The sequence below is a fragment of the Micromonospora sp. U56 genome (assembly GCF_018070095.1).
In the GTDB taxonomy this organism is placed as follows: Bacteria; Actinomycetota; Actinomycetes; order Mycobacteriales; family Micromonosporaceae; genus Micromonospora; species Micromonospora purpureochromogenes.
Genome location: NZ_JAGPYL010000040.1, coordinates 1 through 12,360, shown reverse-complemented (window position 1 = coordinate 12,360; position 12,360 = coordinate 1). Strand labels below are relative to the sequence as shown.

The following is a 12,360-nucleotide window of genomic DNA, read 5'->3' as shown; positions in this document are numbered from 1 at the left end:
CCGATCGACGCCGCCCGGCGGGATAGAGTCGCTGATCGACCATGCGTGTCCGGGACGAACCGGACGCGGCACGGCTGGGGGGTAGTGGGTGAGCGAGGTGCGGACGACCGACGGGTACGCCCCGGACGGCGGCGCGGCGACGGCGGAGGCGGACACCAGCCTGGTGGTGGTCACCGGGCTGTCCGGAGGCGGCCGGAGCACGGTCGCCCGGGCGCTGGAGAACGTCGGTTACTACGTGGTGGACAACCTGCCCCAGGCGCTGATGCTGGACATGGCCGAGCTGGCGGTCAAGGCCGGCGGCGCGGCCCGGCGTACCGCGATGGTGCTCGACGTTCGCTCGCGCGCCTTCTCCACCGATCTCGCCGGGGCGATCCGCGAGCTGCGAGACCGGGGCTTCTCACCCCGGGTGGTCTTCGTCGACGCCGACGACGAGGTGCTGATCCGCCGGTTCGAGAGCGTCCGGCGCTCGCACCCGTTGCAGGGCGAGGGGCGGCTGGCTGACGGCATCGCCGTGGAGCGCGGCCTGCTGGAGGAGGCCCGCGACCAGGCCGACGTGATCATCGACACCAGCCACCTCAACGTCAACCAGCTGCGGCGGCGCATCGAGGAGCTCTTCGGCGGTGAGGACGCCCGCCGGCTGCGGGTCACCGTGATCTCCTTCGGCTTCAAGTACGGCCTGCCGACCGACGCCGACTTCGTGCTCGACGCCCGGTTCCTGCCCAACCCGTACTGGGTGCCGGAGCTGCGCGAGCACACCGGGCGGGAGGAGGCGGTCAGCGCGTACGTGCTGGGCCAGGAGGGTGCGGACGCGTTCGTCGCGGCGTACGCCGACCTGGTCAACGCCACCACCGCGGGCTTCGAGCGGGAGGGCAAGCGCTACCTGACCGTGGCCGTCGGCTGCACCGGTGGCAAGCACCGCAGCGTGGCCATCGCGGAGGAACTGGCCGGCCGGCTGCGCCAGTCGGATCTGGCCGCCAACGCTCAGCACCGGGACCTGGGGCGGGAATGACGGCGGCGAAGGTGGTCGCCTTCGGCGGGGGGCACGGGCTCTCCGCCTCGCTGCGCGCGCTGCGTCACTGCGCCGGCGACCTCGACCTGGACATCACCGCCGTGGTGACCGTCGGCGACGACGGCGGCTCCAGCGGCCGGCTGCGCGCCGAGCGCGGCGGGCTGCCCCCGGGCGACCTGCGGCAGGCCCTCGTCGCGCTGGCCGGCGACCACCCCGCCACCCGGCGCAGCGCCGGGCTCTTCCAGCACCGCTTCGCCGGCGACTCCGGCGACGGCCTGGCCGGGCACGCGGTGGGCAACCTGGTGCTCTGCGGCCTGATGGAGCAGCTCGGCGACCCGGTGGCCGCGCTGGAGCACGCCGGGGCGATGCTCGGCGCGGTGGGCCGGGTGCTGCCGATGTCCCGCCAGCCGGTGGGGATCGAGGCGCGGGTGCGCGGCGCCGATCCGGCCCGCCCCGACGAGGTGCGCACGGTGCGCGGCCAGCACCAGGTGGCGGTGACCACCGGCCGGGTGGAGTCGCTGCGGCTCACCCCGACCGCGCCGGACGCGTGCGCCGAGGCGGTCGCCGCGGTGGGCGAGGCCGACTGGCTGATCTTCGGGCCGGGCAGCTGGTACACCAGCGTGCTGCCGCACCTGCTGGTGCCGGGGCTGGCCGCCGCGATCGTCGCGAGCCGGGCCCGACGGCTGGTCACCCTCAACCTGGCGGCCGAGAAGGAGACCCTCGGCCTCTCCGTCGCCGACCACCTGGCCGCCCTGCACTCGTACCTTCCGCAGCTCACCGTGGACTTCGTGCTGGCCGATTCGAAGGCGGTGGGTGATCCCGAACCGGCCGGACGTGCGGCAGAATCGCTGGGTGCCCGGCTGGTCCTCGCCCCTGTCGCCGTCACCGACGGCTCTCCCCGTCATGATCCGGCCGCCCTGGGCGCCGCGTTGGTGCCTGTCCTGGGCGCCGATCGTTAAGCACGTACGTAATCACCGGCGACACGCCGGTACCGGTCCGTGGAGGGGCGCAGAATGGCGATGACGGCTGCGGTCAAGGACGAGCTGAGTCGGGTCGACGTGCCCAAGCCCTGCTGCCGGCGGGCGGAGATGGCCGCGCTGCTGCGCTTCGCCGGCGGGCTGCACATCGTCTCCGGTCGCGTGGTGGTGGAGGCCGAGCTGGACACCGGGGCGGTGGCCCGGCGGCTGCGCCGGGAGGTCGCCGAGGTGTACGGCTATCCGAGCGAGATCCACGTGCTGGCCTCCGGCGGGTTGCGCAAGGGCAGCCACTTCATCGTCCGGGTGGTCAAGGACGGCGAGGCGCTGGCCCGGCAGACCGGCCTGCTCGACGTGCGCGGTCGCCCGGTACGCGGCCTGCCGCCGCACGTGGTGGCGGCCAACGTCTGCTGCGCGGTGTCCGCCTGGCGGGGCGCGTTCATGGCGCACGGCTCGCTGACCGAGCCGGGCCGCTCCAGCGCGCTGGAGATCACCTGCCCGGGGCCGGAGTCCGCGCTGGCCCTGGTCGGCGCGGCCCGCCGGATCGGCATCACCGCCAAGAACCGCGAGGTGCGCGGGGTGGATCGGGTGGTGGTCAAGGACGGTGACGCGATCGCCGCGCTGCTCACCCGGATCGGGGCGCACTCCAGCGTGCTGGCCTGGGAGGAGCGCCGGGTGCGCCGCGAGGTCCGGGCCACCGCCAACCGGCTGGCCAACTTCGACGACGCCAACCTGCGCCGCTCGGCCCGCGCCGCGGTGGCCGCCGCCGCCCGGGTGACCCGGGCGCTGGAGATCCTGGCCGAGGACGCGCCGAACCATTTGACCTCGGCCGGGCGGCTGCGCCTGGAGCACCGGCAGGCCTCGCTGGAGGAGCTGGGTGCGCTGGCCGACCCGCCGCTGACCAAGGACGCCATCGCCGGCCGGATCCGCCGGCTGCTGGCCCTGGCCGACAAGCGAGCCCGCGACCTGGGCATCCCGGATACGGAAGCGGCCGTCACGCCCGACATGCTCGTGGTCTGATAGGACGGTGGGGCTCCACGATGCGAGCGGGATCACCACCCGCCGCAGCGCGACGCCGCACGCTCGGATAAGGTCGCTGGGTACGGCAAGGGGGCCGGCACAGGCTCTCCTCGCCGTGCTCACCGCCTCGGGCGGTCAGGTCTTCACGGACCGCGGCGGGGTGGCCGAGATGAACCGTCAACGGCCGGCTCCAACGGTCGGCGCACAAATCTCCGCCGGCCCGGGTCTTACGCCGGCGGACCAGAACGCGAGGAGATGGGACCTGTGACCATCCGGGTTGGCATCAACGGCTTCGGCCGGATCGGCCGTAACTTCTTCCGGGCAGTGCTGGCGTCTGGCGCTGACATCGAGGTTGTGGCGGTCAACGACCTGACCGACAACGCGACGCTCGCCCACCTTGTCAAGTACGACAGCATCCTGGGCCGCCTTCCGCACGAGGTGAAGGCGACCGCCGACGAGATCACGGTGGGCGGCAAGACCATCAAGGCGTACGCCGAGAAGGACCCGGCGAAGCTGCCGTGGGGCGAGGTCGGCGCGGACGTGGTCATCGAGTCGACCGGCTTCTTCACCGACGCCACCAAGGCCAAGGCGCACATCGACGGCGGGGCCAAGAAGGTCATCATCTCCGCGCCGGCGAAGAACGAGGACGTCACGGTGGTGATGGGCGTCAACCAGGACCAGTACGACCCGGCCAAGCACACCATCATCTCCAACGCGTCCTGCACCACCAACTGCCTCGCCCCGATGGCGAAGGTGCTGCACGACACGTTCGGCGTCCAGCACGGTCTGATGACCACCATCCACGCGTACACGCAGGACCAGAACCTGCAGGACGCGCCGCACAAGGACCTGCGTCGGGCCCGGGCCGCCGCGCTGAACATCGTCCCGACCTCGACCGGCGCCGCCAAGGCGATCGGCCTGGTGCTGCCGGAGCTGAAGGGCAAGCTGGACGGCTACGCGCTGCGGGTGCCGATCCCGACCGGCTCCGCCACCGACCTGACCGTCAACGTCGGCCGGGAGACCACGGTGGACGAGGTAAACGCCGCGATGAAGGCCGCCGCCGACGGCCCGCTCAAGGGCATCCTGGTCTACAACGAGGACCCGATCGTCTCCTCGGACATCGTCACCGACCCGGCGTCCTGCATCTTCGACGCGCCGCTGACCAAGGTCGTCGGCAACCAGGTCAAGGTCGTCGGTTGGTACGACAACGAGTGGGGCTACTCCAACCGCCTCCTGGACCTGGTCAAGCTGGTGGGTTCCTCGCTGTGAGCATCCGCAACCTCGACGACCTGCTCGCCGAAGGGGTGTCGGGTCGGCGCGTGCTGGTGCGCGCCGACCTGAACGTCCCGCTCGACAAGCAGACCGGTGAGATCACCGACGACGGCCGCATCCGCGCGGTCCTGCCGACCCTGAGCGCGCTGGTCTCCGCCGGCGCCAAGGTGGTCGTCTGCTCGCACCTGGGCCGCCCGAAGGGCGCGCCGGACCCGCAGTTCAGCCTCCGCCCGGTCGCCGGTCGCCTCGGCGAGCTGCTCGACGCGCCGGTGCACTTCGCCGAGGACACCGTCGGCGACTCGGCCCGCTCCACCGTGGATGCGCTGGCCGACGGCCAGGTCGCCCTGCTGGAGAACCTCCGGTTCAACAAGGGGGAGACCAGCAAGGACGACGCCGAGCGGGGCGCGTTCGCCGACCAGCTCGCCGCGTTCGGCGACGCGTACGTCGACGACGCGTTCGGCGCGGTGCACCGCAAGCACGCCAGCGTGTACGACGTACCCGCCCGGCTGCCGCACGTCGCGGGCCGGCTGGTGCTGCGCGAGGTGGAGGTGCTCTCCAAGCTGACCGGTCAGCCGGAGCGCCCGTACGTCGTGGTGCTCGGCGGCTCCAAGGTCTCCGACAAGCTGGCGGTCATCGAGGCGCTGCTGCCGACGGTGGACCGGCTGCTCATCGGCGGCGGGATGTGCTTCACCTTCCTCAAGGCGCAGGGCCACGAGGTGGGCAGCTCGCTGCTCGAGGAGCAGATGGTCGAGACCTGCCGCAACCTGATGGAGCGCTCCGGCGGGAAGATCCTGCTCCCGGTCGACGTGGTGGCCGCGGACGCGTTCGCCCCGGACGCCGCGCACGACACCGTGCCGGCCGACGGCATCCCGAGCAAGCGCGTCGGGCTGGACATCGGCCCCGAGACGGTGGCCGGGTTCGCCGCCGCGCTCAAGGGCGCGAAGACGATCTTCTGGAACGGCCCGATGGGTGTGTTCGAGATGGCGGCGTTCGCCACCGGCACCCGTGGGGTCGCCGAGGCGATCGCCAAGTCCGGCGCGTTCACGGTGGTCGGTGGCGGCGACTCCGCGGCGGCGGTCCGTGCCCTGGGCCTGGACGAGTCCGCCTTCGACCACATCTCCACCGGCGGTGGCGCCTCCCTGGAGTACCTGGAGGGCAAGACCCTCCCCGGCATCGCGGCCCTGGAGAAGTGATGGCGAGCGTCACCCGCCGGCCGCTGATGGCCGGCAACTGGAAGATGAACCTGAACCACCTCGAGGCCAACCTGCTGGTGCAGAAGCTGGCCGCGAGCCTCACCGAGAAGCAGCTCACCGAGGTCGAGACGGTGGTCCTGCCGCCCTTCACCGACCTGCGCACCGTGCAGACCGCGGTGGACGGCGACAAGCTGCTGATCGGCTACGGCGCGCAGGACCTGTCGCCGTACCAGTCGGGCGCCTACACCGGGGACGTCGCCGGGCCGATGCTGGCCAAGCTGGGCTGCACGTACGTGGTGGTGGGGCACTCCGAGCGGCGCGCTTTCCACTACGAGGACGACGCGATCGTCAACGCCAAGGTGGCGGCGGCGCTGGCCAACGGGCTCACCCCGATCCTCTGCATCGGCGAGGGCCTGGAGATCCGGGAGCAGCTGCGGCACGTGCCGCACTGCTGCGACCAGCTCGACGGCGCCCTGCGCGGGCTCACCGCCGAGCAGGTGGCCAAGGTCGTCGTGGCGTACGAGCCGGTCTGGGCGATCGGCACCGGCAAGACGGCGACGCCGGAGGACGCCCAGGAGGTCTGCGGCGAGGTGCGCAAGCGGCTGGTCGAGACCCACGACCAGGGCACGGCGGACCAGGTCCGGATCATCTACGGCGGGTCGGTCAAGTCCTCGAACGTGTCCGCGATCATGGCCCAGCCGGACGTGGACGGGGCCCTGATCGGCGGCGCCAGCCTGGACGCCGAGGAGTTCGCGAAGATCTGCCGGTTCCCGGAGCACACCGCCCGCTGATCGCTCGCTATCCTTGAGGCCGCCCGTCCACCGGTCGGTGCCACCGTGCCCGATCTGTCCGGGCGAGGATCGTAACGAGAGGACTGACCCCAGCCATGCCGATCTGGTTCGCATACACGTTGATCGTGTTGCTGGTCATCACGAGCGTTCTGCTCACCATGCTGATCCTGCTGCACCGGGGTAAGGGCGGCGGGCTGTCGAGCATGTTCGGCGGCGGCGTCAGCTCCAGCCTGGCCGGCTCGTCCGTGGCCGAGAAGAACCTCGACCGCTACACCGTCCTGGTGAGCATCGTCTGGTTCGCCTGCATCGTCGGGCTCGGCCTCTGGCTCCGGCTCCAGCTCAACACCGGGGCCTGAGCCCGTCGGAGTCTCGGCGTACAATCTGCGCGCGGTCCGTCACGGACCGCGCGCAGTTCGTTGTGCAGCGCGTCGCCGCCGCCCACCCCCTGCCGAGCGGCGGTCCCTCCGACGACAGGAGCGAGCAGCCGTGCCCAGTGGCAACGTCATCCGTGGCTCACGGATCGGGTCCGCCCCCGAACGCCACGCCGAGCGCTACGAGCCCGCACCCCGCCGGGCGGTGACCTACTGGTGCCGCAACGGGCACGCCACCGAGATCAGAATGGCGGTGGACGCCGAGGCGCCCCCGCTGTGGGACTGCCCCCGCTGCGGGCTGCCCGCCGGCCGGGACGCGGAGAACCCGCCCGGGCGGAGTCGTCCCGAGCCCTACAAGACCCACCTGGCGTACGTGAAGGAGCGGCGCAGCGAGGAGGAGGGGGCGGCCATCCTGGCCGAGGCCCTCGCCGCGCTGCGCCGCCGTCGCGGCCGGGAGTGACACGCCGGAGCCCCGACCCCACCGGGGGCCGGGGCTCCTCGTCGTGATGGCTCAGCGCAGGCTGCGCGACCGGGGTGGCACGTCGGCCGCCGCCGACCGGTCCAGCAGCCAGAGGGTACGCGACACGCCCCGCGCGCCGGCCGCCGGCAGTTGCACCGGGCCCGCCCCGGCCAGCGCCATGCCGACCGCCCGGGCCTTGTCGGCGCCGCTGGCCACCAGCCAGACCTCCTCGGCGGTGTTGATCGCCGGCAGGGTGAGCGTGGTCCGCAGCGGCGGCGGCTTCGGGCTGCCCCGCACCGCGCTGACCGGCCGGTTGTCGTAGTGCACCGGGTGCTCGGGGAAGACCGACGCCACGTGCCCGTCCTCGCCGACGCCGAGCATCAGCACGTCGAAGTGGGGGAGCGCGGCGTGGCCGGGCCGCGCGGCCCGGGCCAGCTCCTCGGCGTACGCGGCGGCACCGGCCTCCGGGTCGGCGCCCAGCGGGCCGTCGGAGGCCGGCATGGGGTGCACCCGGGCCGGGTCCAGCGGCACGGAGTCCAGCAGCGCCGCCCGGGCCTGCGTCTCGTTGCGCTCCGGGTCGCCGGCGGGCAGGAACCGCTCGTCGCCCCACCAGACGTCCACCCGCGACCAGTCGACCGCGTCCCGTGCCGGCAGCGCGGACACCGCCCGGTACACCGCGGCGGCGATCCGCCCCCCGGTCAGCACCACCGACGCCTGACCCCGGTCCGCCTGCGCGTCGAGCAGCTTCACCACCAGCCGGGCCGCCACCGCCTGCGCCAGCAGGTCGGCATCGGCGTGTACGGCGACACTCGCCTCACTCATGTTGTGCCTTCGTCTCCCGACCGCGCTCGCGCGGTCCGTGTTCGTCGTGCCCGGGGGCCGGTCGGCCCGTCCGTCGCCCCCTCCCACGCCCCGGGGAACCGTGTCGGCCCCCGGGGCAGCGGTCAGGGGGTCGCGCTGGTGCCGGCGTGGGCGGTGACCCCGGCCTCGGCCCGCTGCGCGGTCGCCGGGTCCTTCCAGACGTGCACCCGCCCGGCGGGCCGCTGGTCCAGGCCGGAGATGCCGGCCGCCGCGCCCAGCGCCTCGGCGTACACCTGGTCGGCGTCGAGCCGGCGCAGCTCCTCGGCCAGCTCGTCGCCGAGCGGGCGGCGCACCAGCGGCAGGGCCCGGTCCTCCTGACCGGTACGGCGGAACACCGCCATGTTGTCGTCGCGGGTCAGCGTCAGCTCGTCGCCGTTGGCGCAGCGCAGCTGCACCTCGCGCATGCGCGGGTGCTCGTCGGTGTGCTCCCACACCGGGTCGATGCCGAGCCGGGCGGTCAGCCAGCCGCGCATCAGCGCCGCGGTCGGGTCGGTTCTCGGCGCGACCACCGTCGCCTCGGTGACCCGGGCCTCGGTGGTGTCGAACGCCCCGGCGACCAGGGTGCGCCACGGGGTGATCCGGGTCCACGCCAGGTCGGTGTCGCCGGGGGCGTAGTCGTGGGCCCGCTGGCGCAGCGCCTCGATCGGGTCGACCGCCTGGGCGGCGTCGGTGATCCGCCGGTCGGCGACCACGCCGAGGAAGTCGGTGGCGATCTCCGCCGGCGGGTCGGCGTGCCACCAGGTCACCACGGGGACGTCCGGCACCAGCAGCGGCATCACCACGGACTCGGCGTGCAGGGCCAGCCGGCCGTACATCCGGGTCACCACCGCCTCGCCCGGGCCGAGCCGCCCGCCGACGACGATCTCCGCGTCCAGCCGGTTGCGCTCCCGTTCCACGTCGGTGCGCACGACCACCAGCAGTCGGCACGGGTGGGCCGCCGCGGCGATGGTCGCCGCCGCCTCCGCCTCGCGGACCCGCTTCTCGTCCACCACCACGATGAGGGTCAGGGCCATGCCGCTGGCCACCCCGCCCGCGCTGCGCCGCTCGGCGGCGAGCGCCTTGACCACCTCGTTCCCGGTGGTGTCCCACAGGCCGATCACTGGAGCCTCCCGGTCCGCTGGCTGTGCCCGCGCACGCCGCTGTGTCCGATCATCCGCGCGCTCATGCCCGCCGCCAGGCGCGGCCCTCGCGCGCCAGCATCTCGTCGGCCGCCCGGGGGCCCCACTCGCCGGCCCGGTACGGCTCCGGCTTGGTGCCCGCCCAGGCGTGCTCCAGCGGGTCCACCACCTGCCAGCTCTGCTCCACCTCGGCGGCGTCCGGGAAGAGCGTCCGGTCGCCGATCAGCACGTCCAGCACCAGCCGCTCGTACGCCTCAGGGCTGGACTCGGTGAACGCCTCGCCGTACTGGAAGTCCATCGCGATGTCCCGGACCTCCATGGTCGTGCCCGGCACCTTGGAGCCGAACTTCAGCACCACGCCCTCGTCCGGCTGCACCCGGATGACGAGCTGGTTGGGGCCGAGCGACTCCATGTCGGCCGCGTTGAACGGCAGGTGCGGCGCCTTCTTGAACACGACCGCCACCTCGGTGACCCGGCGCGGCAGCCGCTTGCCGGCCCGGATGTAGAACGGCACCTCCGCCCAGCGGCGGTTCTGGATGCCCAGCTCCACGGCGACGTAGGTCTCGGTGGTCGAGTCCTCCGGGACGCCCTTCTCCTCCAGGTAGCCGAGCGCCCGCTCGCCGCCGACCCAGCCGGGCAGGTACTGCCCGCGCACGGTGCCCTGGGCAATGTCCCTGGGCAGGGTGATCGCCTTGAGCACCTTCAGCTTCTCGGTCCGGATCTCGTCGGCGTCGAAGCTGGTCGGCTCCTCCATCGCCACCAGGGCGAGCAGTTGGAGGAGGTGGTTCTGGAGCACGTCCCGGGCGGTGCCGACGGAGTCGTAGAAGCCGGCCCGGGTGCCGATGCCGACGTCCTCGGCCATGGTGATCTGCACCGAGTCGACGTACTTGGAGTTCCACAGCGGCTCGAACAGGTTGTTGGCGAACCGCAGGGCGAGGATGTTCTGGACCGTCTCCTTGCCCAGGTAGTGGTCGATCCGGAAGACGTCCTGGCGGGTGAAGACGTCGTCGACCAGGTCGTTGAGCTCTTTGGCCGACGGCAGGTCGTTGCCGAACGGCTTCTCCACCACCACCCGGCGCCAGCCGCCGGACTTGGCGTTGTCGGCCATCCCGGTGCGGGCCAGTTGCTTGAGCACCACCGGGAAGGCCGCCGGGGGGATGGAGAAGTAGAACGCGGCGTTGCCCTGGATGCCGTGGCTGTTCCGCAGCTCGTCGAGGGTGGCGGCGAGGTGGTCGAAGGCGGAGTCGTCGTCGAACGAGCCACCGACGAACTTGATGTTGCCGGCGAGCCGCGACCAGACCTCCTCCCGCCAGGGGGTACGGGCGTGCTTCTTGGCCGCGTCGTGGGCCAGCGACTCGAAGTCGCCGTCGCCCCAGTCCCGCCGGGCGAAGCCCAGCACCACGAACCCGGGCGGCAGCAGCCCCCGGTTGGCCAGGTCGTAGACCGCTGGCAGCAACTTCTTGCGCGCCAGGTCACCGGTGACTCCGAAGATCACCAGAGCGCAGGGCTCCGGGATCCGGGGCAGTCGCCGGTCCTGCACGTCGCGCAGCGGGTTCACGCCGTCTCCTCGCTCCGTCTGGTCCATGTCGCTCATCTCACGCCCGCCATCGTTCGATCGCATCCAGCAGCTGGGCCAGGCCCGCCGGCCTGTCGGTCAGGTGCAGGCGTAGCACGGCTCGGCCCCGGTCGGCCAGCGCCTGCCGGTCGCCGGCGGCCTGCGCCGCCTGCAGCTCCCCGAAGGAGTACGGCCGACCCGGTACCGGGAGATCAACGTGCACCGCGCCGGTGAGCTGAAGGTAGCTGCCGACCGGCGGGCCGCCCTTGTGGTACTGCCCGGTGGAGTGCAGGTACCGGGGGCCCCAGCCGAAGGTGACCGGCCGCCCGGCGGCCTGCGCCAGCAGCGGCCGCAGCCGCGCCGCAGCCGCGTCGTCCACCCGGTCCAGGTACGCCGTCACGGCGAGGTAGCCCGCGTCGCCCACGCCGTCCAGCAGGTGGCGCAGCGCGCCGGTGAGGTCGGCGGGCGTGCCCGGCGGGGCGTGCACCTCGATCGCGCCCTCGGTGGACGAGGGCGCCTGCGCCGACGGTCCGGATTCCAGGATCCGCCGGGTGTTGTCCTTGCTCGCGGCGACGTCCGGCTGGTCGAACGGGTCGACGCCGAGCACCACCGCCGCGACCGCGGTCGCGTACTCCCAGGTCAGGAACTGGGCCCCGAGGGGCCCGTTCACCGCCAGGTCGGGTTCGCAGCCGCCGCCGGGGACGTCCCCCGCGGTCAGCGCGCCGCCGTGGCTGACGGTCAGCACGTCCGGTCCGGTGGCCCCCGGCGCCTGCGGGGACTCCACCACCACGGGCAGGACGCCGAGCCCGGCCTTGCCGGTCGACTCGGCGAGCAGCTGCTCGATCCAGTCACCCAGGCCGTCCAGGCCGGTGCCGTCGGGGACCAGGGCGACCTTGTCCCGGCCGGTGGTGGCCGCCGCGGCGAGCGCCGCGCCGAGCGCCAGGCCCGGATTGTCCCGGTCCCCGCCCAGCGCGGCCGACACCGCCTCGGCGTCGTCCAGCAGCTCGGTCACCTCCACCCCGGCCAGCGCGGCGGGGACCAGGCCGAACGCGGTCAGCGCCGAGTACCGTCCGCCCACCTGCGGGTCGGCCGGCAGCACCACCACGCCCATCTCGTCGGCGGTGGCCTCCAGCGGGGAGCCCGGGTCGGTGACCACCACGAAGTGCCGGGCCGCCTCGGCCTCGGTCATCCCGGCGTCCAGAAACGCCTGCCAGTACGCCCGGCGGTGGCTGTCGGTCTCCACCGTCGTGCCGGACTTGCTGGCCACCACGACGACCGTGCGCTCCAGCCGGTCGGCCAACGCCGCCCGGACCCGGCCCGGGTCGGTGGTGTCGAGCACGGTCAGCGGCCGGCCCAGGGTGCGCGTGATGGTCTCGGCGGCGAGCGAGGAACCACCCATCCCGGCGAGCACCACGTGGTCCAGATCCTCCAGCTCCGCCGCCAGCTCGGCGAGCTGGTCGAGCAGCTCCCGGCTGCGGCGGTGGGTGTCCAGCCAGCCGAGGCGGGTCGTCGCCTCCTCCTCGACGGCCGGCCCCCAGAGTCCAGGGTCCCCGGCGGCCAGCCGGGCCGGGACGTCCCGGCCGGCCCGCGCGGCTCGCCCGGACGCGGGCGCGGACTTGTCGGCCGCGTCCGCGCCGTGCCCGGGCACCCCGGCGGCGGCGTCCGCCGGGCCGGCCCGCAGGTCACCCCTGTCGCCACCCGCCCCGGGGGGCGGCGTGGTGCCTCGCGGGGCGGGG

12 protein-coding genes are annotated in these 12,360 nt (G+C 73.5%); 8 read left to right on the top strand and 4 right to left on the bottom strand.

Annotated features, from left to right (window positions below; genetic code table 11):
• Positions 1-97 precede the first annotated feature (97 nt).
• The 8 genes from rapZ (at position 98) to KBX37_RS15635 (ending at position 7,090) form a co-directional block, all read left to right on the top strand.
• On the top strand, positions 98-1,009 hold the full coding sequence (rapZ, locus tag KBX37_RS15670) for an RNase adapter RapZ (protein WP_210776715.1): 912 nt from the start codon (positions 98-100) through the stop codon (positions 1,007-1,009).
• Positions 1,006-1,968, top strand: coding sequence for a uridine diphosphate-N-acetylglucosamine-binding protein YvcK (gene yvcK, locus KBX37_RS15665; RefSeq protein ID WP_154943662.1), 963 nt, complete (start codon positions 1,006-1,008; stop codon positions 1,966-1,968). The genes rapZ and yvcK overlap by 4 nt, the downstream gene beginning before the upstream one ends.
• A gap of 54 nt (positions 1,969-2,022) precedes the next feature.
• Positions 2,023-3,003, top strand: coding sequence for a DNA-binding protein WhiA (gene whiA / locus KBX37_RS15660; RefSeq protein WP_210776688.1), 981 nt, complete (start codon positions 2,023-2,025; stop codon positions 3,001-3,003).
• A 264-nt stretch (positions 3,004-3,267) separates the two neighbouring features.
• Positions 3,268-4,272 carry a type I glyceraldehyde-3-phosphate dehydrogenase gene (gene gap, locus KBX37_RS15655; RefSeq protein WP_280840718.1) on the top strand — a complete coding sequence of 335 codons (1,005 nt, stop codon included), beginning with the start codon at positions 3,268-3,270 and terminating at the stop codon, positions 4,270-4,272.
• Positions 4,269-5,468 (top strand): phosphoglycerate kinase, encoded by a 1,200-nt coding sequence (gene pgk / locus KBX37_RS15650; protein ID WP_210776687.1) that lies wholly within the window; start codon positions 4,269-4,271, stop codon positions 5,466-5,468. Before gap ends, pgk begins: the two co-directional genes overlap by 4 nt.
• Complete coding sequence (tpiA, locus tag KBX37_RS15645) at positions 5,468-6,259, top strand: triose-phosphate isomerase (protein WP_210776686.1); 792 nt, start codon at positions 5,468-5,470, stop codon at positions 6,257-6,259. Before pgk ends, tpiA begins: the two co-directional genes overlap by 1 nt.
• A gap of 95 nt (positions 6,260-6,354) precedes the next feature.
• Positions 6,355-6,615: a preprotein translocase subunit SecG gene (gene secG, locus KBX37_RS15640; protein WP_210776685.1), complete on the top strand. Its 261-nt coding sequence runs from the start codon at positions 6,355-6,357 to the stop codon at positions 6,613-6,615.
• A gap of 130 nt (positions 6,616-6,745) precedes the next feature.
• The gene (locus KBX37_RS15635; RefSeq protein ID WP_210776684.1) at positions 6,746-7,090 is read left to right on the top strand and encodes an RNA polymerase-binding protein RbpA; all 345 of its coding nucleotides are present in this window, start codon (positions 6,746-6,748) and stop codon (positions 7,088-7,090) included.
• A 51-nt stretch (positions 7,091-7,141) separates the two neighbouring features.
• Here KBX37_RS15635 and pgl read toward each other — a convergent pair whose 3' ends face one another.
• From pgl to KBX37_RS15615, 4 genes are all read right to left on the bottom strand, one after another.
• On the bottom strand, positions 7,142-7,912 hold the full coding sequence (pgl, locus tag KBX37_RS15630; RefSeq protein ID WP_210776683.1) for a 6-phosphogluconolactonase: 771 nt from the start codon (positions 7,910-7,912) through the stop codon (positions 7,142-7,144).
• A 122-nt stretch (positions 7,913-8,034) separates the two neighbouring features.
• A complete protein-coding gene (locus tag KBX37_RS15625; RefSeq protein ID WP_210776682.1) occupies positions 8,035-9,051 on the bottom strand; it encodes a glucose-6-phosphate dehydrogenase assembly protein OpcA in 1,017 nt (338 codons plus the stop codon).
• 61 nt (positions 9,052-9,112) lie between these two features.
• On the bottom strand, positions 9,113-10,654 hold the full coding sequence (gene zwf, locus KBX37_RS15620; protein ID WP_247658143.1) for a glucose-6-phosphate dehydrogenase: 1,542 nt from the start codon (positions 10,652-10,654) through the stop codon (positions 9,113-9,115).
• 10 nt (positions 10,655-10,664) lie between these two features.
• Complete coding sequence (locus tag KBX37_RS15615) at positions 10,665-12,305, bottom strand: glucose-6-phosphate isomerase (RefSeq protein WP_210776714.1); 1,641 nt, start codon at positions 12,303-12,305, stop codon at positions 10,665-10,667.
• Positions 12,306-12,360: the final 55 nt, after the last annotated feature.

Coding starts and splice junctions, on each gene's coding strand:
- pgl (WP_210776683.1), bottom strand. CDS start 7,912: ATGAGTGAGGCGAGTGTCGCCGTACACGCCGATGCCGACCTGCTGGCG.
- whiA (WP_210776688.1), top strand. CDS start 2,023: ATGGCGATGACGGCTGCGGTCAAGGACGAGCTGAGTCGGGTCGACGTG.
- yvcK (WP_154943662.1), top strand. CDS start 1,006: ATGACGGCGGCGAAGGTGGTCGCCTTCGGCGGGGGGCACGGGCTCTCC.
- tpiA (WP_210776686.1), top strand. CDS start 5,468: ATGGCGAGCGTCACCCGCCGGCCGCTGATGGCCGGCAACTGGAAGATG.
- secG (WP_210776685.1), top strand. CDS start 6,355: ATGCCGATCTGGTTCGCATACACGTTGATCGTGTTGCTGGTCATCACG.
- zwf (WP_247658143.1), bottom strand. CDS start 10,654: ATGGACCAGACGGAGCGAGGAGACGGCGTGAACCCGCTGCGCGACGTG.